Origin of the sequence: Pseudomonas lutea (assembly GCF_000759445.1) — a bacterium.
GTDB classification, from domain to species: domain Bacteria; phylum Pseudomonadota; class Gammaproteobacteria; order Pseudomonadales; family Pseudomonadaceae; genus Aquipseudomonas; species Aquipseudomonas lutea.
The window spans coordinates 132,972-153,306 of sequence record NZ_JRMB01000003.1 but is presented as its reverse complement, the minus strand read 5'-3'; the positions used below and the strand labels follow the sequence as shown (position 1 = coordinate 153,306).

The window sequence follows — 20,335 nt, the reverse complement described above, 5'->3', positions numbered from 1 at the left end:
GTCCGGCATGCGAAGACTTCCTGACCCGGCCACGCCGAGAAGAGGTCAAGGGTCACCCATTTCAGCCAAAAGTAGCCATGCACGAACTCTACCAGCCCCGCGAAATCGAAGCCGCCGCCCAGACCTTCTGGGACGAGCAAAAGTCTTTTGAAGTCAGTGAACAGCCAGGCAAGGACACGTACTACTGCCTGTCGATGTTCCCTTACCCCAGCGGCAAGCTACACATGGGTCACGTGCGCAACTACACAATTGGCGACGTCATCGCGCGCTATCAGCGCATGCAGGGCAAAAACGTGTTGCAGCCCATGGGCTGGGACGCGTTCGGCATGCCGGCCGAAAACGCCGCCATGAAAAACAACGTTGCTCCGGCCAAGTGGACCTACGAAAACATCGCCTACATGAAGAACCAGCTCAAAAGCCTGGGTCTGGCGATCGACTGGTCACGCGAAGTCACCACCTGCAAACCCGATTACTACCGCTGGGAGCAATGGCTGTTCACTCGCCTGTTCGAAAAAGGCGTGATCTACCGCAAGAACGGCACCGTGAACTGGGACCCGGTCGATCAGACCGTGCTGGCGAACGAGCAAGTGATCGACGGGCGCGGCTGGCGTTCGGGCGCGGTGATCGAGAAGCGCGAGATCCCGATGTACTACTTCAAGATCACCGCTTATGCGGATGAGCTTCTGGAGAGTCTCGACGAGCTGCCGGGCTGGCCTGAACAGGTCAAGACCATGCAGCGCAACTGGATCGGCAAGTCCCGCGGCATGGAAGTGCAGTTCCCGTACGACCAGGCGTCCATCGGCGAAACCGGCACCCTGAAAGTCTTCACCACCCGCCCTGACACGCTGATGGGCGCAACCTATGTCGCTGTTGCCGCCGAACATCCGCTCGCGACACTGGCCGCGCAGAACAATCCTGAGCTGCAGGCGTTCATCCACGAATGCAAAAGTGGCAGCGTCGCCGAAGCTGACGTCGCCACCCAGGAAAAGAAAGGCCTGCCAACCTCGCTGTTCGTCGAGCACCCGCTGACCGGCGAGAAGCTGCCGGTGTGGGTCGCCAACTATGTATTGATGCATTACGGCGACGGCGCAGTCATGGCGGTGCCCGCTCACGACGAGCGTGATTTCGAGTTCGCCACCAAGTACAGCCTGCCGGTGATCCCGGTAGTACGTACCAGCGCTGGCGACGAGACCCCGACACCGTGGCAGGACGCTTATAACGAACATGGCACGCTGATCAACTCCGGCGAATTCGACGGCCTTGATTTCGCCGGCGCTTTCGATGCCATCGAGGCCGCGCTGCTCAAGAAAGACCTGGGCAAGTCCCGCACCCAGTTCCGCCTCCGCGACTGGGGCATCAGCCGCCAGCGCTACTGGGGCTGCCCGATCCCGATCATCCATTGCGACACGTGCGGCGACGTGCCTGTCCCGGAAGACCAACTGCCGGTCAAGCTCCCCGAAGACGTGGTGCCGGACGGCGCGGGTTCGCCGTTGGCGCGCATGCCCGAGTTCTACGAGTGCAGCTGCCCGAAATGCGGCGCCCCGGCCAAGCGCGAAACCGACACCATGGACACCTTCGTCGAGTCGTCCTGGTACTTCGCACGCTACGCCTCGCCTCATTACGAGGGCGGCATGGTCGACCCGAAGGCCGCGAACCACTGGCTGCCGGTCGACCAGTACATTGGCGGCATCGAACACGCCATCCTGCACCTGCTGTACGCGCGCTTCTTCCACAAGCTGATGCGCGATGAAGGCCTGGTCAGCTCCAACGAGCCGTTCAAGAACCTGCTGACCCAGGGCATGGTAGTGGCCGAGACGTTCTACCGTCTGGAAGCCAATGGCAGCAAAACCTGGTTCAACCCGGCAGACGTCGAGTTCGAGCGCGACAGCAAAGCCAAGATCATCGGCGCCAAACTGATCGCCGATGGCCAGCCGGTGGAAATCGGCGGCATCGAAAAAATGGCCAAGTCGAAAAACAACGGAGTCGACCCTCAGTCCATGATCGATCAGTACGGCGCAGACACCTGCCGGCTGTTCATGATGTTCGCATCGCCGCCGGACATGAGCCTGGAATGGTCGGATTCCGGCGTTGAAGGCTCGCACCGCTTCCTCAAGCGCGTCTGGCGTCTGGCTCAGGCACATGTGACCGCAGGCCTGCCGGGCGCACTCGACACCACCGCGCTGAATGATGACCAGAAAGCCATCCGCCGCTCGATTCACTTGGCGATCAAGCAGGCCGGTCAGGACGTGGGGCAGCATCACAAATTCAACACCGCCATCGCTCAGGTGATGACGCTGATGAACGTGCTGGAAAAAGCACCGCAGGCCGCTGGCCAGGACCGCGCGCTGCTGCAGGAGGGTCTGGAGACCGTCGCTCTGTTGCTGGCACCGATCACCCCGCATATCAGTCACGAGCTGTGGGCTGCGCTGGGCCACCCTGATCCGGTTATCAATGCCGCATGGCCAGTGGTCGATGAGTCGGCGCTGGTACAGGACACACTGCAATTGGTAATTCAGGTCAACGGCAAGCTGCGCGGTCATATCGACATGCCAGCCAGCGCCACCCGCGAGGAAGTCGAAGCGGCCGCTCGGACAAACGAGAACGTCCTGCGCTTCATCGATGGCCTCACGATCCGCAAAGTGATCGTGGTGCCGGGCAAACTGGTTAACATCGTCGCCAGCTGACGCAATCGGGCACCTGCGAGCGGGTGCCGAACCTATTTCAAGAGCGCGGGATGCCGCGCTCTAACGGATTCAAGGGAGCAACAAGATGATCAAACGCAATCTGCTGGTGATGGGACTCGCGGTTTTGCTGAGCGCCTGCGGTTTCCAGTTGCGCGGCACCGGTACCAACGCCGTGTCGATCAAGGAGCTGGACGTCAGCGCCCGTGATGCCTACGGCGACGTCGTCACTCAGCTGCGTCAGACCCTGACCAGCAGCGGCGTGCATGTCTACACCGGCGCGCAATACAAGCTGTTCATCGCCCGCGAAGACGAAACCCAGCGCACCGCGAGCTATGCCGGTTCGGGCCGTTCGGCCGAATACGAGCTGACCACCGTGCTGAAGTATGAAATTCACGGCAGCAAGGATGTGCTGTTGCTCGATGACACGGTTCAGGCGCAAAAGGTTTTTGTGCATGACGGCAACAACCTGATCGGCTCAGACCAGGAAGCCACGCAGATCCGCAAGGAAATGCGCAACGACCTCGTGCAGAAACTGTTGGCCCGCCTGCAACAGCTGACACCTGAGCGCCTCGACGAATTGCAAGCCAAGGCCGACGCCGCTGCCCGTGCGCAGGCCGATGCCGAAGCCGCCGCCCAACGGATTCGCGACGAGACGCCGCAGCAGTCGCCCATCGAAATCCCGTCCAAGTGACGGCATCGGGGCCGGTTCGCCGGCCCTGATCTTTTCTGAATCATGAAACTCGCCCCCGCCCAACTTTCAAAACACCTCCAGGGTGCGCTAGCGCCTGTCTACATCGTCAGCGGCGATGACCCTCTCCAGTGCCAGGAAGCGTGCGATGCCATTCGCGCGGCTGCACGTCAGCAGGGCTTTGACGAACGCCAGGTGTTCAGCGCTGACTCTAGCTTCGACTGGGGCACGCTGCTCCAGGCGGGTGCGAGCATGTCGCTGTTTGCTGAGCGCCGACTGCTGGAGTTACGTCTGCCTTCCGGCAAGCCCGGGGACAAAGGCGCGGCAGCGCTTCTGGAATACTGCGGTCGCCCCGCCGAAGACACGCTGCTGCTGATCAGCCTGCCCAAGCTGGACGGTTCGGCGCAGAAAACCAAGTGGGGCAAGGCGCTGGTCGAAGGCCCGCAGACCCAGTTCGTGCAGATCTGGCCGGTGGATGCCAGCCAGCTGCCGCAATGGATTCGTCAGCGGCTCTCGCAGGCCGGCCTGGCCGCGACGCCGGACGCCATCGAACTCATCGCCGCGCGGGTCGAAGGTAACCTGCTGGCGGCCGCGCAGGAAATCGAAAAGCTCAAGCTGATGGCTGACGAAGGCCAGATCACTGTCGAAACCGTACAGGCAGCAGTGGCTGACAGCGCGCGCTTCGATGTTTTCGGTCTGACTGACGCCATCCTCAATGGCGAAGCGGCTCACGCGCTGCGGATGCTTGAAGGCCTGCGCGGCGAAGGCGTCGAACCTCCGGTCATTCTCTGGGCGCTGTCCCGTGAGCTGCGTGTGCTGGCCAATCTGGCATTGCAGTTCAGCCAGGGTATCCCATTGGACAAAGCATTCAGTCAGGCGCGTCCGCCCATCTGGGACAAGCGCAAGCCGTTGATGAGCAAAGCCCTGCAACGCCACTCCGCGCGACGCTGGGGTCAACTGTTGATGGACGCTCAACACATCGACGCTCAAATCAAAGGCCAGGCGGCGGGCTCAGTCTGGAGTAGCCTAAGCCGGCTGGCCCTGCTGATGGCAGGCCAGCGGTTGGCTCTGCCCTCGGAATAGTGGCCCACGGGACTACCTGCCAAATCCGCCAGACCTGCTATCTTCAGGCCCTCCACCTTCCTGTAGGAGCCGGCTTGCTGGCGAAACGGCTTCTTGCCTCACTCAGGTGTACCTGAAAGGTCGCGTTCGCCAGCAAGCCGGCTCCTACAGTTTGAATCGTGAATAAGCCGGCATAGCGACACGAGCAAATACTTGATAGCTCAGGTCAATTGGACACCCGCCCCGGTCTGGCAGATTATCTCCCCCGCTTCACTTCACTACTTGAGCGAGAACGCCATGAGCAAAGCCAAAAAGCGGCCGAACAAGGCCAAATCCATCATCGCCCAGCCATTGTTCCGCAGCCGTCAGGAACAACCCGGCAAGGGCAAAGGCAGCTACCGCCGCGAAGCCTTCCAGTCTAAAAGCTGGGAGGCTTCTTCCGTTATGGCGGCTTGAAAACACTGCGTTACCTGTCTGGCCCCCCATCGACTGGGCCGGCATGTTAAGGTCTGCACCTTACGGTTTATACCTGTGGACCCCAGAATGCTCCCAAGCTTTCCCCGTCGCTGGCACCTTCGCCAGTTGATCGCCGCTTCCAGCCTCTTCGCGCTGGTGGCCTGTGCCGAGCAGCCTACCGCTGCAGTTGCCACCCCTCTTCAGTCCGCGCCCGCGGCACAAATCGTCAAGAGCCTGCCCGCGCCCTCAGGTGCCGTCGCGCAACCTGATGACGGCAATTTCGAAATCCAGCCGGCCATGAGTTTCAGTGAATGGCAAAGCCAGTTCCGCGCTCAGGCGCTGAGCGCCGGCGTGCGGCCGGACGTGTTCGATAAAGCCTTCATCGGCGTCACCCCTGACATGAGCGTGGTCAAGGCCGATCGCAGCCAACCTGAATTCAGCCGCCCCGTGTGGGAATACCTGGACGGCGCGATGTCAGCAGTGCGTGTGCGCAAGGGGCAGGCGCTGCTAAGCCAATACGCTGACTCGCTGAGCGCTATCGAGCAGCGCTACGGTGTTGATCGTCAGGCACTGGTGGCCGTATGGGGCATGGAGAGCAGCTTTGGCCAGTTCCAGGGCACGCAGTCGGTGATTCGCTCCCTGGCAACGCTCGCCTATGAGGGACGTCGCCCACAGTTCGCGCAGGACCAATTGATCGCCGCCTTGCAGATCATCCAGCATGGCGATATCGATGCGCCGAGCATGCTGGGTTCCTGGGCCGGGGCGATGGGCCAGACCCAGTTCATCCCCACCACTTACAACACCCACGCCGTCGACTTCGACGGAGACGGTCGCCGGGACATCTGGAACTCCCCGGCCGATGCCCTCGCGTCCACCGCTCACTACCTGCAAAGCTCAGGCTGGCAGAAAGGCCAGCCCTGGGGGTTTGAGGTGCAACTGGCGCAGGGTTTTGATTACGCACTCGCGGATGCCTCAACCCGAAAACCCATCGGCGAATGGCAACAACTGGGGCTGAAATTGCCAAACGGGTCAGCGCTGCCGACCAATCTCTTGCAGCAACAGGCGGCCCTGTTGCTGCCTGCGGGCTATAAAGGCCCGGCATTTCTGGTGATGGATAACTTCCGCGCCATCCTCAAGTACAACAACTCTTCGTCCTATGCGCTGGCAATCGGGCTGTTGTCGGAGCGTTTTACGGGCGGTGGTTACGTGCAAGGAGATTGGCCGCGGGGCGATCGTCCGTTGAGCCGATCCGAACGCATCGAGCTGCAGACGCTGCTCTCGGCCCGACAGTACGACGCAGGCGCCCCTGACGGGATCATCGGCGCCAACACGCGCAAGGCGATTCGCAGCGCGCAGCAATCCTTTGGCTGGCCCGCGGACGGTTATCCGACGCAGGAACTGCTGGAGCATCTGCGCAAGCCGTGACGCAGCGTTCAGCGACGCCCTCCAGCCCGATACAGCCCTCCCCTCACGGTGGGTGGTTTGCCAATAGCGATCAACTGTAGGAGCGCGCTTGCCCGCGAAAAATTGGCAGGCCTCCAAAGATGTGTCGGCTGTACCGGCCATTCGCGGGCAAGCGCGCTCCTACACCTTGCGGCGTCGTTGAGGCAGTGCATGGCACAAACCGTGTGGCGGGGGAAGATTACCGATGCGGGTCGTGAGTCTCCGAATGCAACGATGCATTCGAGCGCGGAAACACACACCCGTAGGAGCCGGCTTGCTGGCGAACGCGTCCGATGAATGACGACGGGCTCGACTGGCAAACCGCATTTGCCAGCAAGCCGGCTCCTACAGAATGCGTATGCCGTTAGGGCGATGCATGTTCGCCACACCGCCGTGAACGTAACGCATAAAAAAGGCCGGATATTTCTATCCGGCCCTTTTTCCATATCGCATAAAAAAAGCAGTGATCAGCTCGCGGTGAGCAACGACTTCACCAGCTTGGCCTGCTCGTCTGCGTGGTACGACGAGCGGACCAGAGGGCCGGAGGCTACGTTTTTGAAACCCATCTTGTAACCTTCTTCGGCGAACCAGGCGAAGGTGTCCGGGTGTACGAAGCGCTGAACCGGCAAGTGATTGCGGGACGGCTGCAGGTACTGACCCAGCGTCAGCATGTCGATGTTGTGCTCGCGCATGCGCTGCATGACTTCGATCACTTCTTCGTCGGTCTCGCCCAATCCAAGCATCAAACCGGACTTTGTCGGCACGTGCGGGACCATTTCCTTGAAACGCTTGAGCAGAGTCAGCGACCACTGGTAGTCCGAACCCGGACGTGCGGCCTTGTACAGACGCGGCACGGTTTCAAGATTGTGGTTAAACACGTCTGGCGGCGTCGCAGCGGTGATCTCCAGCGCGATGTCCATGCGGCCGCGGTAGTCCGGCACCAGGGTTTCCAGCTGCACATTCGGGGACAGCGCGCGAATCTCGCGGATGCAGTCGGCGAAATGCTGAGCACCGCCGTCGCGCAGGTCGTCACGGTCGACGGAGGTGATCACTACGTACTTGAGTTTCAGGTCAGCGATGGCAACGGCGAGGTTCTTCGGCTCGTCAACATCCAGCGCTTTCGGACGGCCATGACCGACGTCGCAGAATGGGCAGCGACGGGTGCAGATGTCGCCCATGATCATGAACGTCGCAGTGCCGCCGGAGAAGCATTCGCCCAGGTTCGGGCAGGAAGCTTCTTCACAAACGCTGTGCAGCTTGTGCTTGCGCAACAGCGCCTTGATGCGGTCGACCTCAGGCGAAACCGGGATGCGCACGCGAATCCAGTCCGGCTTCTTCGGCAGGTCCACCGTCGGGATGATCTTCACCGGGATGCGCGCGACTTTTTCCGCGCCGCGCAGCTTCACGCCGGCTTCCACCTTAGGACGCGCCACACGCTCAGGCGTGGCAACGTTCACCGTCGGGATCAGGGTTTGTACGGCATTCTCTGTATTCACGGCAGTGTCAGCTGCCTCATACGCAGTAGTCATATCAATCGATTCCGCCCGTTAGGGTCGTCTGCTCAGCGTAGTCGAGGTGTTTGACGAGCTGCGCACGCAGCCGGGCACTAACCTCGGCAAATTCAATCGGACCTGCCTGTTCACGCAGCTGGGTCATTGCCAGCCCCGCATACCCGCAGGGATTAATCCGTTTAAAAGGGTCCAGATCCATATCGACGTTCAGCGCAAGGCCGTGAAATGAACAGCCGTTGCGAATGCGCAGCCCCAGCGAGGCGATCTTGGCGCCGTCTACATAAACCCCTGGTGCATCAGCCTTGGCTGCGGCATCGACCCCATAACCTGCCAGCAGGTCGATCAGGCTGCGCTCGATCCGGGTGACCAGTTCTCGAACCCCAAAGCCCAGACGGCGCACGTCCAGCAGCAGATAGGCAACCAGTTGGCCGGGACCATGATAAGTCACTTGGCCGCCGCGATCGACCTGCACGACCGGGATATCTCCCGGCAGCAGCAAGTGCTCGGGTTTACCGGACTGCCCCTGAGTGAACACCGGTGGGTGCTGCACCAGCCAGACCTCATCGGCGGTCTCGCGCGTGCGGCCGTCGGTGAAGCGCTTCATGGCCTGCCAGGTGGGCTCGTAGTCGGCCAGTCCGAGGTCACGAACGCCCAGAACCGCGCCCATCACAACACCATATGGACGAAGCCGGTGGCGCGCAATTCACTGTTGATGTCATAGAGCTGATCTTGCCCAGTGGCAATGATGTGCAGCTGGACGGTGGTGTACTTGCCGTTGCTGCTCTGGCGCTCGGCCAGGGATTTCATGTCCACGGTCGCGTGCTTCTCGACGATCTCGATGACCTTGTCTTTGAAGCCCACACCCGTGTCACCGATGATCTTGATGGGATAGTCGGCGCAGGGAAATTCGATTTTTGGCGCTTTTACTTCGGAATCTGTCATGGCGGTAACGGCCTCGTAAGCCGGAAAACGGACAGGCCCCCGGCGCGTTCGGCGACGGGGGCGTACGGAGCAACGGTCAGCGAGCGATCAAGGGTTGATCAGTTGAACAGACCGTAGAAGAACAGGCGGATGCTATCCCACAGGCGACGGAAGATACCACCCTCCTCGACGCCGTCCAGAGCGATCAGGTTGGCGCTGTGTACGACTTTGTCGTCCAGTTTCACATCAACCTTGCCGATGACGTCGCCCTTGGCGATCGGTGCAACCAGCTGTGGATTCATGGTCATGCTGGCTGCCAGCTTCTTCAGCTCGCCTTTAGGCATGGTCATGGTCAGGTCTTCAGCTAGACCGGCCTTGACTTGACGCTCGGTGCCTTTCCAGACAGGCGCCTGAGCCAGCTCGGTGCCTTTCTGATAGAAGGTCTGGGTTTCGAAGAAACGGAAACCGTAGGTCAGCAGCTTCTGCGTTTCGGCAGCGCGAGCCTGCTCGCTGTTGGTACCAAACACAACGGCGATCAGACGCATGCCGTCACGAACGGCCGAGGACACCATGCAGTAGCCGGCTTCTTCGGTGTGACCGGTTTTCAGACCGTCGACGGTCTTGTCACGCCACAACAGCAGGTTGCGGTTCGGCTGTTTGATGCCGTTCCAGAAGAACTCTTTCTGCGAGTAGATCGCGTAGTGAGCCGGGTCTTCATGGATGATCGCGCGCGCCAGCAGGGCCATGTCATGGGCTGTGGCGTAGTGATCGGGGTTCGGCAGGCCGGTCGGGTTCATGAAGTGGCTGTTGACCATGCCCAGGTCGGCAGCGGTCTTGTTCATCAGGTCGGCGAACGCGTCTTCGCTGCCGGCGATGTGCTCGGAGAGCGCGACGCTGGCATCGTTGCCGGACTGAATGATGATGCCGTGCAGCAAGTCACTGACCGTGACCTGGCTGCCGACTTTGATGAACATCCGCGAACCGCCGGTACGCCAGGCGTTCTCGCTCACGGTCACCGGGTCGTTTTCACCGATCTGGCCGCGGCGGATTTCCAGCGTGGCGATGTAAGCGGTCATCAGCTTGGTCAGACTGGCCGGTGGCAGGCGCTGGTCGCCATTGTTTTCGACCAGAACGTTGCCACTGTTGGCATCCATCAGCACATAAGCCTTGGCAGCCAGTTGCGGTGGCGATGGCGTCATCTGTTCTGCCGCAAACACGGCAGGCGCGGTGAATAGCGGGATAAGCAGGCAAAGGCGTTTTGCAAAGCTGGTGATGTTCATCCGTCTCTCGAAAATGCTAATGGGCAAACATGCCCTTGCGGGCAAAGCGGGTGCCGGGCTACCCCGGCAAACGGGCTAACATTCTACAGAACGTGCCGTGAAAAGCTGCTGACAACGTCAAGCGCGGGCGGCAAGTCGTCGGTCAGGTAACGAAATCGGCCCCAGATGCGGGGCGCGAGTCGCTGATAAAGCGTTACTGGTCCGACGTCACAACGCTTGGAGAGCCGAGATTGGCCGACCTCACGCTGTTTTGCAGCTGCTGGGCTTCACCCGGCGTGTCGACCGGTCCCATCCGCACGCGATAAAGCGTCTGTTGATTGCGTGCGATCGAACTCACGAACACCGGCGCCCTGACCATCCCGCTCAATTTCGACCTCAGGAGTTCCGCAGCGTCCGGGTTGGCGAAGGCTCCCACTTGGAGAAACAGCCCAGACGCTGGTCCTGAAGCGTTTTTTTTTGCGTCAATCGGCACGGGCGTTACCGGCGCAGCGTGCTGCTGAGGCGGCGGTGTCCATTGTTCGATCGTACCCGCCGAAGCGGTGATCACCGGGGCCGCCGGTTGAACCTGGCGCGGCGGCGTGTTGCTGGCCACCTGCGGCTGATCAAGCATCAGCGGCGCCGGCTTGCCGCGCTGAGCCCAGTACTGAGAAGGGTCTATGCCCTCGACTTTCACCCGCGCGGTGCCGGTTTCGGCATAACCGAGCTTCTTCGCAGCGGCATAGGACAAGTCGATGATGCGATCCGAATAGAACGGGCCGCGGTCGTTGACGCGCAGAATCACCGTGCGGTTGTTGTCCAGGTTGGTCACGCGGACATAGCTGGGCAGCGGCAGGGTCTTGTGTGCCGCACTCATGCCGTAGAGGTCATAGACCTCACCGTTGGCGGTGTTCTGACCGTGGAATTTAGTGCCATACCAGGAAGCCGTTCCGGTCTGGGCATAGGTCCGGGAATCACTGAGCGGAAAGTACGTCTTGCCCAGCACCGTGTAGGGGTTGGCCTTGTAAGGCCCCGTGTGCAGGGTCGGAACGGCGTCGGGGATGCGCGAGACATCGACGTCCCACCAGGGCGCGCCGTCTTTGTGTGCTCGGTTGATGTCCAGCCCCGGCTGCGAACGAATCACGTTGCCTTGCTTCTGAGTGGTCGTCGGGCGGCTGGTTGAGCAACTGACGACCAGCAGGGTCAGTGCCGCGAAGGCCATCAGCTTCAATGGTTGTTGCATCGGCAGTGACCGCATTACTTGACGTCCCGGGCTTTAACAAGCATTTCAGACAGCTGATGCACGGCCATGGCGTACATCACGCTGCGGTTGTAACGCGTGATCGCGTAAAAATTCTTCAGGCCCATCCAGTACTCGGGGCCTTTGTCGCCATCGAGGCGAAACGCCGTGACCGGCATGTCATCGCGCAGTGCATCATGACTCGCCCAGCCCAACGCTCGCAACTCCCCGACGTTTTTCACCGGATCGATGCCGGGGCTCAAGCCCTCATCGACGCGCTCGCCGCGCACGTCCGCGCGACTGACAACCGGCTCGCCGGCCACCCAGCCGTGACGTTTGAAATAGCTGGCCACGCTGCCAATCGCATCGTCCGGGTCATTCCAGATATTGATGTGGCCGTCGCCGTCGAAGTCCACGGCGTAGGCGCGAAAACTGCTTGGCATGAACTGGGGCAAGCCCATGGCACCAGCGTACGAGCCTTTGAGGGTCAGCGGATCGACCTGCTGCTCACGCGACAGCAGCAGGAACTCGCGCAGTTCCTTGCGAAAGAAATCGGCGCGCTGGGGATAGTCGAACGCCAGGGTCGACAATGCGTCCATTACCCGGTAATTACCGGTATTGCGGCCGAAAAATGTCTCAACGCCGATGATCGAGACGATCACCTGAGCCGGCACGCCGTACTCTTGCTCGGCGCGCGTCAGGGCCGCTTCGTGCTGGCGCCAGAAGTCCACGCCGCGCGCCACTCGTGCGTCGGTAAGGAACATTGGCCGGTAATCCTTCCACGGTTTGACCCGCTCGGCCGGCCTCGAAATCGCATCGAGGATCGCCTGCTTACGCTGGACATCGCGAAAAACATCGATCAGTTGCTCGCCCGCAAAACCATAATCGCGGGTCATTTCACTGACGAACTGGGCGACTTGAGGAGAGCCGTCATAGTCACCGGCAAGTGATTCCTGCACTGAGCCGAAGATGCCCATCAGACCGACCAGCGGCGCATATCGAGCAGCCCAGCCACGCACTACTTGCATTGAGTTCTTCACCTTAATCAAACCTGAGCGATCCATTTGCGATGCGTGTGGATCGACATCAAAACACCAAACGCTGACAGCAGCGTCACCAGCGAAGTTCCGCCGTAGCTAATGAAGGGCAACGGCACGCCTACCACCGGCAGCAGACCGCTGACCATACCGATATTGACGAAAACGTAAACAAAAAAGGTCATGGTCAGGCTGCCCGCGAGCAGCTTGCCGTAGAGGGTCTGCGCCTGGGCGGTGATGACCAGCCCGCGACCGATCAACAACAGGTAGATAAGCAGCAGCGCGCAAATGCCTACCAGACCGAACTCCTCGCCAAGCACGGCAATGATGAAGTCGGTATGGCTTTCAGGCAGGAAGTCCAGGTGCGACTGGGTGCCCATGAGCCAGCCCTTGCCGAACACGCCGCCAGAGCCGATCGCCGCCTTGGACTGAATGATGTTCCAGCCGGTGCCGAGCGGGTCGCTCTCCGGGTCGAGGAACGTCAGGATCCGCTGCTTCTGGTAGTCGTGCATGAAGAAAAACCACATCGCAACCGCGACTGGCACCGCCGCGGCCACCACGCCGATGATCCAGCGCCAGCGCAGGCCGGCCATGAACAACACAAATGTGCCTGACGCCAGAATCAGCAGCGAGGTGCCGAGGTCCGGCTGGCGCACGATCAGAATGAACGGCAGCCCGATCAGGCCGAGGCTGACCGCCACATGCTTGAGGTGCGGCGGCAAGGTGCGCTTGGACAGGTACCAGGCGATGGTCGCTGGCATGATGATCTTCATGAATTCCGACGGCTGGAAGCGAATGACCCCGGGAATGTTGATCCAGCGCGTGGCGCCCATGGCGTTGTGCCCCATGACGTCTACCGCCACCAGCAGCAATACGCCGATCACATAGGCGGCGGGCACCCAGCGGGCCATGAATCTGGGTTCGAGCTGCGCGATGACGAACATCGACACCAGGCCGATACCGAAAGAAGTGGCTTGCTTGATCAGCAGGTCCCAGCTTTTGCCGCTGGCCGAATACAGCACGAACAGACTGCCCGCCGCCAACGTCAGCAGCAGGATCAGCAGCGGGCCATCAACGTGGATTTTCTGAAGGAACGTGGCGCGACGGCGCATCACATCTTCGCTGGACAGGATGCGGTCGAAATTACTCTTCACGGGCCGCGGTCTCCGGAGGCTGTGCATTGCTGGCGTATTCGGGTTTCAAGTGCCCCTGGGGGTCGAGCAGCCAGGCGTCCATGACCTGCCGCACCACTGGCGCAGCCACGCCCGAGCCCGACTCACCGTTCTCGATCATGACCGCAACGACGATCTTCGGGCTGTCGGCCGGCGCGAAGCCGACGAACAAGGCATGGTCGCGATGGCGTTCCTGGACCTTCGAGCGGTCGTACTTCTCGCCCTGCCGAATCGCGACGACCTGCGCCGTGCCACTCTTCCCGGCAATGCGGTACTGCGCGCCGATGGCAGCCTTGCGGGCGGTACCGCGCGCGCCATGCATGACCTGTTGCATGCCGTGGTTGACCTTGCCCCAGTCAGACGGATCACGCAGCACGATGTCCGGCATCGGGTTTTCGTCCACAGGCTTCTGCCCTTCAACGGTCTTGGCCAGATGGGGACGATTCCATTTCCCTTTGTTCGCCACCAGCGCAGTGGCCTGGGCCAGTTGCAACGGTGTGGCCTGCATGTAGCCCTGGCCGATGCCCAGAATCAGCGTCTCGCCGGGGAACCATGCCTGGCGGCGGGTGACGCGCTTCCAGTCGCGGGAAGGCATCAAACCGGGTGACTCTTCAAACATGTCCAGCGAGACCTTTTGGCCGATGCCGAACTTGTTCAGGTACGCCGAAAGCCGGTCGATCCCGACCTTGTGCGCCAGGTCGTAGAAGTAGGTGTCGTTAGAACGCATGATGGCCGTGTCCAGGTCCACCCAGCCATCGCCTGTGCGGTTCCAGTTGCGGTATTTGTGATCGTAGTTGGGCAGCATGTAGTAGCCGGGGTCGAAGACCCGCGTGCTCGCCGTCACCACGCCCGTGTCGAGACCTGCGATGGCCACGGCGGGTTTGATGGTCGAGCCCGGCGGGTAGAGCCCCCGCAAAATGCGGTTGAACAGCGGCCGATCAACCGAATCGCGCAATTCGGAATACGCTTTGAAGCTGATGCCCGTGACGAACAGGTTCGGGTCGAAGCTTGGCTGGCTGACCATCGCCAGCACCTCGCCGGTGTTCGGGTCCAGCGCCACCACCGCGCCGCGACGCCCTGCCAGTGCAGCTTCGGCCGCTTCCTGCAGCTGAATGTCGAGGCTCAGGACGATGTCCTTGCCGGGTACTGGATCCGTCCGTTTAAGCACGCGCAGGACGCGGCCGCGGGCGTTGGTTTCGACCTCTTCGTAGCCCACCTGGCCGTGCAGCTCGGGCTCGTAGAAGCGCTCGATGCCGGTCTTGCCCATGTGGTGAGTGCCGCTGTAGTTCACCGGATCGAGACTCTTCAGCTCTTTCTCGTTGATTCGGCCCATATACCCCACCGAATGCGCGAAGTGCTCGCCTTGAGGGTAATGACGAACCAGCTGCGCGACCACTTCGACGCCCGGCAGGCGGAACTGGTTAACGGCAATACGGGCGATCTGTTCTTCGGTGAGCTCGAACAGGATCGGGACTGGCTCGAACGGTCGTCGCCCCTGCTTCATGCGCTTTTCAAAAATGATCCGGTCGTCAGGCGTCAGTTCAAGCACCTGGACGATGGTGTCCAGCACCTGCGTCCAGTCACCGGAACGCTCGCGCGTCATGCTCAGGCTGAAGCTGGGCCGGTTGTCGGCGATCACTACGCCGTTACGGTCGTAGATCAACCCGCGGCTCGGCGGGATCGGCTGCACGTGAACGCGGTTGTTCTCCGACAGCGTCGAGTGGTAGTCGTACTGGATGACCTGAAGGAAATACAGCCGCGCAACCAATACGCAGATCAGCACGACGACCGCGACTGCACCGACCACGACTCGGCTGCGCACCAGGCGTGCGTCCTTTTCGTGGTCTTTCAGGCGGATCGGCTGAGACATTTAGGGCAGGTTCACAGTGAAGGCAGCGGCGCTACTTGTGATAAGGGTGACCGGACAGCACGGTCCAGGCACGATAAATCTGCTCACCGATGAGAATGCGCACCAACGGGTGCGGCAAGGTCAACGGCGATAACGACCAGCGCTGCTCGGCCCGGGCACAGACTTCCGGGGCCAGCCCTTCCGGACCGCCCACCATCAGGTTGACCGTGCGCGAATCCAGGCGCCAGCGATCAAGCTCGCCCGCCAGTTGCTCGGTGCTCCATGGCTTGCCGTGCACCTCAAGCGTGACGATCCGCTCACCCGGCTGCACTTTCGCCAGCATGGCCTCGCCTTCCTGACGGATGAGGCGTGCCACGTCGGCGTTCTTGCCACGGGTGTTGAGCGGAATTTCCACCAGTTCCAGCGCCAACTCGGACGGTAGACGCTTGGCATATTCGTGCCAGCCTTCTTCCACCCACTTGGGCATGCGGGAACCAACAGCGATCAGTCGCAGACGCACGAGGAAGCCTTATGCCTGGCCTTTGTTCAGCTTGTCGAAATGCTCGTGGGCATTTTCCGGGCTGTGGTGTGCGGCGCTGGCCGAACGGCTTTGCTCGGCACCGGCCCACAGGCGCTCAAGGTCGTAAAACTGACGGGCAGACGCGGTCATCATGTGAACGATGGCGATGTCCAGGTCCAGCAGCACCCAGTCGCTGTCGCCCTTGCCTTCTTCGCCCAGCGGCTTGAGACCCTGCTTCTTGACCTCTTCACGCACCTTGTCGAGCATGGCGTTGATCTGGCGATTGGAGGTACCGGTGGCGATGACCATGTAATCGGTGATGCTCTGCTTGTCGCGCACGTCCAGCACCTGGATATCCTGGGCCTTGACGTCTTCCAGTGCAGCTTTGATCACTTCGATGATTGGGTTTACAGCAGCTTTTTCAGTCATATAAAACTCTTTTCAACTCGTATGTTTGGGTGCTTCTTCGCGCGCTTGGCTGCGTCGAAACACACCTTCAGTTCAGCGCCCGGTAAAGCCCGTGCGCCTCTATGTAGGCCAGTACCGCGTCTGGCACCAGAAAACGTACCGACTTACCGCTGGCCAGCAGTTGACGGATCTGGGTGGCAGACACCGAAAGCGGCGTCTGCCAGACGAACGTAATCTTTCCGCCCGGCCCCTTGAGGGCCTTTGGATCACTGACGGCGCGTCCCGCGAGCAGGTTACGCATCGCATCGGGGGACTCGCTGTCGGCGTCCGGGCGTTGCAGCACCACGATGTGGCAGTGCTCCAGCAATTCTTCCCAACGATGCCATGAGGGCAGCCCGCAAAAGGCGTCCCACCCGAGCAATAAAAATAGCTGGTCATCGGCGGCCAGTTCGGCGCGCATCGATTCCAGCGTGTCGATCGTGTACGACGGCTTGTCGCGCAACAGCTCGCGATCGTCGACCGTCAGCGGCGGCACTCCATCAACTGCGCACTGCACCATGGCCAGCCGGTCCTGCGCCGAGACGCTGGGCGTGTCGCGATGCGGCGGCCGCGCACTGGGCGTCAGGCGCAGCTCATCGAGCTCCAGCAACGCAGCGACTTCCAGTGCGCCACGCAAGTGGCCAATATGCACCGGGTCAAATGTGCCGCCCAGTATCCCGACACGCTTAGGCGCACTGGCTGTGTTCAGCGGGACTGCAGCCGATTGAGCCATTGCCTGCGCGCTGTTGCCCGAAGGCTGACCGACGTCGGCCAAGTCAGACCGGCCCCTGTCCGCGCAGCTGAGTGCCATCGCCAACGACGATGTATTTCTCGCAGGTCAGGCCTTCGAGGCCAACCGGGCCGCGCGCGTGAATCTTGTCGGTCGAGATGCCGATTTCGGCGCCCAGGCCGTACTCGAAGCCGTCGGCGAAGCTTGTAGGTGCATTGACCATCACTGAACTCGAGTCGACCTCGGCCATGAACCGGCGGGTCTGGGCTTGAGAGTCCGAGATAATCGCGTCGCTGTGGTGCGAACCGTAGTGGTTGATGTGCTCGATGGCCTGATCCAGCCCCGTGACGATGCGGATCGAGAGAATCGGCGCCAGGTATTCGGTGTGCCAGTCTTCTTCGGTGGCCGGCAAAGCGTCGATCAGTTCGCGGGTGCGTTCGCAACCGCGCAACTCAACGCCTTTCTCGCGAAATTGCGCGGCCATTGACGGCAGGAAATCCACAGCGACTGCCTGATCTACCAGCAGGGTTTCCATCGCGCCGCAGATGCCGTACCGGTAGGTCTTGGCGTTGAAGCTGATGCGCTGGGCGGCGGCCAGGTCGGCGTGGGCACTGACATAGACGTGGCAAATGCCGTCCAGGTGTTTAATGACCGGGACTCTGGCGTCGCGGCTGACGCGCTCGATCAGGCCCTTGCCGCCACGCGGGACGATGACGTCCACGTACTCCGGCATGGTGATCAGCGCACCCACGGCAGCGCGGTCGGTGGTTTCGACGACTTGCACGACGGCAGCCGGCAAACCGGCTTCGTCCAGGCCGCGCTGGATGCAGGCGGCGATGGCGCGGTTGGAATGAATGGCCTCGGAGCCGCCCCGCAGAATGGTGGCGTTGCCGGATTTGAGACAGAGGCTGGCGGCGTCGATGGTCACGTTGGGGCGCGACTCGTAGATGATGCCCACCACGCCCAGCGGCACGCGCATTTTGCCGACCTGAATGCCTGATGGCTGGAAGTTCATGTCCCGCAGGGTACCGATGGGGTCCGGCAGGCTGGCGACCTGACGCAGGCCGGCGATCATGCTGTCGATACGTGCCGGGGTCAGGGAGAGACGTTCGAGCAGAGCGGGTTCGAGACCATTGGCGCGGCCGGCAGCGAGATCCTGCTCGTTGGCAGCGGTCAGCTCGGCGCGAGAAGCATCCAGCGCGGCAGCCGTGGCTGCCAGGGCGCGGTTCTTCTGCGCAGTGCTGGCGCGGCCGATGACGCGCGAGGCTTCGCGTGCGGCGCGACCCAGACGGGTCATGTAGTCAAGAACGGACTCAGTCATGGTCTCGGGGGTCTTGGCAAATGGGAAAGCGGCGGATTATAGCTGTCGGGCGTGCCGAACGACAGCGGCGACGGGCGGATGGTCGGAATAAGGCGGTTTTTCATGAGTTGAACGTCTCCCAACACAGGCAAGGCCCTGATGCTGGCTGGGGGTTTAGGCGCAGGAGCGCGCTTGCCCGCGAAAAAACTTGCTGCCGCCGAAGATTTGTCGGCCGCATGCTGCGTAGCAAAGATGTGTCGGCTGTACCTGCTCCATCGGGCATTGGCGGCGAGCCAATGACGGATTGGGTGCTGCCACTGTTTTTCGCGGGCAAGCGCGCTCCTACATGTCGGCCGCTAGCCCGCACTCATCCAGCCGCATGGGGATTGCCCGGTAATTCGCAGGGTGTGCTGCTGAATGAACGACTCGGTCATCTGCAGGAGGTGCTGCTGAATGAAAACGGTCGGCTGTAGGAGCGCGCTTGCCCGCGAAAAATCTTGCTGCCGCCGAAGATGTGTCGGCCGCATGCTGCGTAGCAAAGATGTGTCGGCTGTACCTGCTCCATCGGGCATTGGCGGCGAGCCAATGACGAATCGGGTGCTGGCACTACCTTTCGCGGGCAAGCGCGCTCCTACATGTCGACCGTAAGCCCGCACTCATCCAGCCGCATCGGGATTGCCCGGTAATTCGCAGGGTGTGCTGCTGAATGAACGACTCGGTCATCTGCAGGAGGTGCTGCTGAATGAAAGCGGTCAGCTGTAGGAGCGCGCTTGCCCGCGAAAAATCTTGCTGCCGCCCAAGATGTGTCGGCTGCATGCTGCGTAGCAAAGATGTGTCGGCTGTACCTGCTCCCTCGGGCATTGGCGGCGAGCCAGTAACGGATTGGGTGCTGGCACTGTTTTTCGCGGGCAAGCGCGCTCCTACATGTCGACCGTAAGCCCGCACTCATCCAGCAGCATGGGGATTGCCCTGTGATTCGCAGGGTGTGCTGCTGAATGAACGACTCGGTCATCTGCAGGAGGTGCTGCTGAATGAAAACGGTCGGCTGTAGGAGCGCGCTTGCCCGCGAAAAATCTTGCTGCCGCCGAAGATGTGCCGGATGCATGCTGCGTAGCGAAGATGTGTCGGCTGTACCTGCTCCATCGGGCATTGGCGGCGAGCCAGTGACGGATTGGGTGCTGGCACTGTTTTTCGCGGGCAAGCGCGCTCCTACACATCGGCCGTTGGCCCGCACTGATTCCTCAGCCTGCCCTCAGCCATTCAGCTCCAATTAAGGCCGATGTTGATATGATCGCGGTCCATTCACTGACCGCCTTTGTCCATGCCCGACTCTACGCCCACCCCAACAGCCCGCGCGCTGCCGGACAGTTTCTTCCATCGTGATGCGCAGACGCTTGCCCGCGACCTGCTCGGCAAGGTCATACGGCACAAGGTCGGCGATTTGTGGTTGTCGGCGCGGATCATTGAGACGGAAGCGTATTACGTTTCTGAAAAGGGCAGCCACTCTTCCCTCGGCTACACGGAGAAACGCAAGGCGCTGTTTCTGGAGGGCGGGCACATTTATATGTATTACGCCCGCGGCGGCGACTCGATCAACTTCAGTGCCGAAGGTCCGGGCAATGCCGTGTTGATCAAATCGGGCTACCCGTGGGTCGATGCCGTATCCGATGAAAACGCCCTGGCCCAGATGCTCCTCAACAACCCTGACGCCAGTGGCAACGTGCGCCCGCCCGAGCGGCTGTGCGCAGGGCAAACCTTGCTGTGCAAAGCGCTGGGCCTGAAAGTGCCGATGTGGGACGCCAAGCGCTTCGATGAAGAGCAACTGTTTGTCGAAGACGTCGGTCAGCGGCCGCCACGCATTATCCAGACGACGCGCCTCGGCATTCCTGCCGGTCGCGACGAACACCTGATGTACCGATTCGTTGACGCCGCTTATGCAAGGTTCTGCACACGGAACCCGGTCAGACGCGGTCAAGTCGAAGGACGCGACTACATCCTCATCGAGCAAGGAAACTAAAT

The 20,335-nt window shown here is 61.3% G+C and carries 17 protein-coding genes and 1 pseudogene; 6 read left to right on the top strand and 12 right to left on the bottom strand.

Annotated features, from left to right (window positions below):
- Positions 1-77 precede the first annotated feature (77 nt).
- From leuS to LT42_RS21545, 5 genes and pseudogenes are all read left to right on the top strand, one after another.
- Complete coding sequence (gene leuS / locus LT42_RS21565) at positions 78-2,684, top strand: leucine--tRNA ligase (RefSeq protein ID WP_037017990.1); 2,607 nt, start codon at positions 78-80, stop codon at positions 2,682-2,684.
- Positions 2,685-2,769: 85 nt separating this feature from the next.
- Positions 2,770-3,375 (top strand): LPS-assembly lipoprotein LptE, encoded by a 606-nt coding sequence (locus LT42_RS21560; RefSeq protein WP_037017987.1) that lies wholly within the window; start codon positions 2,770-2,772, stop codon positions 3,373-3,375.
- A gap of 42 nt (positions 3,376-3,417) precedes the next feature.
- Positions 3,418-4,455 (top strand): DNA polymerase III subunit delta, encoded by a 1,038-nt coding sequence (gene holA / locus LT42_RS21555; RefSeq protein ID WP_037017985.1) that lies wholly within the window; start codon positions 3,418-3,420, stop codon positions 4,453-4,455.
- A gap of 276 nt (positions 4,456-4,731) precedes the next feature.
- Complete coding sequence (arfA, locus tag LT42_RS21550; protein ID WP_037017982.1) at positions 4,732-4,890, top strand: alternative ribosome rescue factor ArfA; 159 nt, start codon at positions 4,732-4,734, stop codon at positions 4,888-4,890.
- A gap of 279 nt (positions 4,891-5,169) precedes the next feature.
- Positions 5,170-6,315: pseudogene (locus LT42_RS21545) on the top strand (lytic murein transglycosylase); the annotation flags it as partial.
- Between the two features lie 485 nt (positions 6,316-6,800).
- Here the strand turns inward: LT42_RS21545 and lipA are convergent.
- The 12 genes from lipA to LT42_RS21485 all read right to left on the bottom strand — a co-directional run bounded on the left by lipA (position 6,801) and on the right by LT42_RS21485 (position 18,337).
- The gene (gene lipA / locus LT42_RS21540) at positions 6,801-7,862 is read right to left on the bottom strand and encodes a lipoyl synthase (protein WP_052075365.1); all 1,062 of its coding nucleotides are present in this window, start codon (positions 7,860-7,862) and stop codon (positions 6,801-6,803) included.
- 1 nt (position 7,863) lies between these two features.
- Positions 7,864-8,511 (bottom strand): lipoyl(octanoyl) transferase LipB, encoded by a 648-nt coding sequence (gene lipB / locus LT42_RS21535; RefSeq protein WP_037017977.1) that lies wholly within the window; start codon positions 8,509-8,511, stop codon positions 7,864-7,866.
- Positions 8,511-8,786 (bottom strand): DUF493 domain-containing protein, encoded by a 276-nt coding sequence (locus tag LT42_RS21530; protein WP_037017974.1) that lies wholly within the window; start codon positions 8,784-8,786, stop codon positions 8,511-8,513. Before LT42_RS21530 ends, lipB begins: the two co-directional genes overlap by 1 nt.
- A 98-nt stretch (positions 8,787-8,884) precedes the next feature.
- Positions 8,885-10,045 carry a D-alanyl-D-alanine carboxypeptidase family protein gene (locus LT42_RS21525; protein WP_037017972.1) on the bottom strand — a complete coding sequence of 387 codons (1,161 nt, stop codon included), beginning with the start codon at positions 10,043-10,045 and terminating at the stop codon, positions 8,885-8,887.
- A 193-nt stretch (positions 10,046-10,238) separates the two neighbouring features.
- Positions 10,239-11,279 (bottom strand): septal ring lytic transglycosylase RlpA family protein, encoded by a 1,041-nt coding sequence (locus LT42_RS21520; protein WP_037017970.1) that lies wholly within the window; start codon positions 11,277-11,279, stop codon positions 10,239-10,241.
- Positions 11,279-12,289, bottom strand: a complete 1,011-nt coding sequence (gene mltB, locus LT42_RS21515; protein WP_037017968.1) for a lytic murein transglycosylase B — start codon at positions 12,287-12,289, stop codon at positions 11,279-11,281. The genes LT42_RS21520 and mltB overlap by 1 nt, the downstream gene beginning before the upstream one ends.
- Positions 12,290-12,306: 17 nt before the next feature.
- On the bottom strand, positions 12,307-13,410 hold the full coding sequence (gene rodA, locus LT42_RS21510; RefSeq protein ID WP_052075374.1) for a rod shape-determining protein RodA: 1,104 nt from the start codon (positions 13,408-13,410) through the stop codon (positions 12,307-12,309).
- Positions 13,411-13,441: 31 nt separating this feature from the next.
- Positions 13,442-15,340, bottom strand: a complete 1,899-nt coding sequence (gene mrdA, locus LT42_RS21505) for a penicillin-binding protein 2 (RefSeq protein WP_037017964.1) — start codon at positions 15,338-15,340, stop codon at positions 13,442-13,444.
- A 31-nt stretch (positions 15,341-15,371) separates the two neighbouring features.
- Entirely contained in the window at positions 15,372-15,839 is a 468-nt protein-coding gene (rlmH, locus tag LT42_RS21500) for a 23S rRNA (pseudouridine(1915)-N(3))-methyltransferase RlmH (protein ID WP_037017961.1), read from the bottom strand.
- Positions 15,840-15,848: 9 nt separating this feature from the next.
- Positions 15,849-16,268, bottom strand: coding sequence for a ribosome silencing factor (rsfS, locus tag LT42_RS21495; RefSeq protein WP_037017958.1), 420 nt, complete (start codon positions 16,266-16,268; stop codon positions 15,849-15,851).
- A 67-nt stretch (positions 16,269-16,335) separates the two neighbouring features.
- Positions 16,336-17,019, bottom strand: a complete 684-nt coding sequence (gene nadD / locus LT42_RS21490; RefSeq protein ID WP_037018525.1) for a nicotinate-nucleotide adenylyltransferase — start codon at positions 17,017-17,019, stop codon at positions 16,336-16,338.
- 43 nt (positions 17,020-17,062) lie between these two features.
- Positions 17,063-18,337: a glutamate-5-semialdehyde dehydrogenase gene (locus tag LT42_RS21485; RefSeq protein ID WP_037017956.1), complete on the bottom strand. Its 1,275-nt coding sequence runs from the start codon at positions 18,335-18,337 to the stop codon at positions 17,063-17,065.
- Between the two features lie 1,300 nt (positions 18,338-19,637).
- Here LT42_RS21485 and LT42_RS21480 point away from each other — a divergent pair.
- Positions 19,638-20,333 carry a DNA-3-methyladenine glycosylase gene (locus LT42_RS21480; RefSeq protein WP_037017953.1) on the top strand — a complete coding sequence of 232 codons (696 nt, stop codon included), beginning with the start codon at positions 19,638-19,640 and terminating at the stop codon, positions 20,331-20,333.
- Positions 20,334-20,335 lie beyond the last annotated feature (2 nt).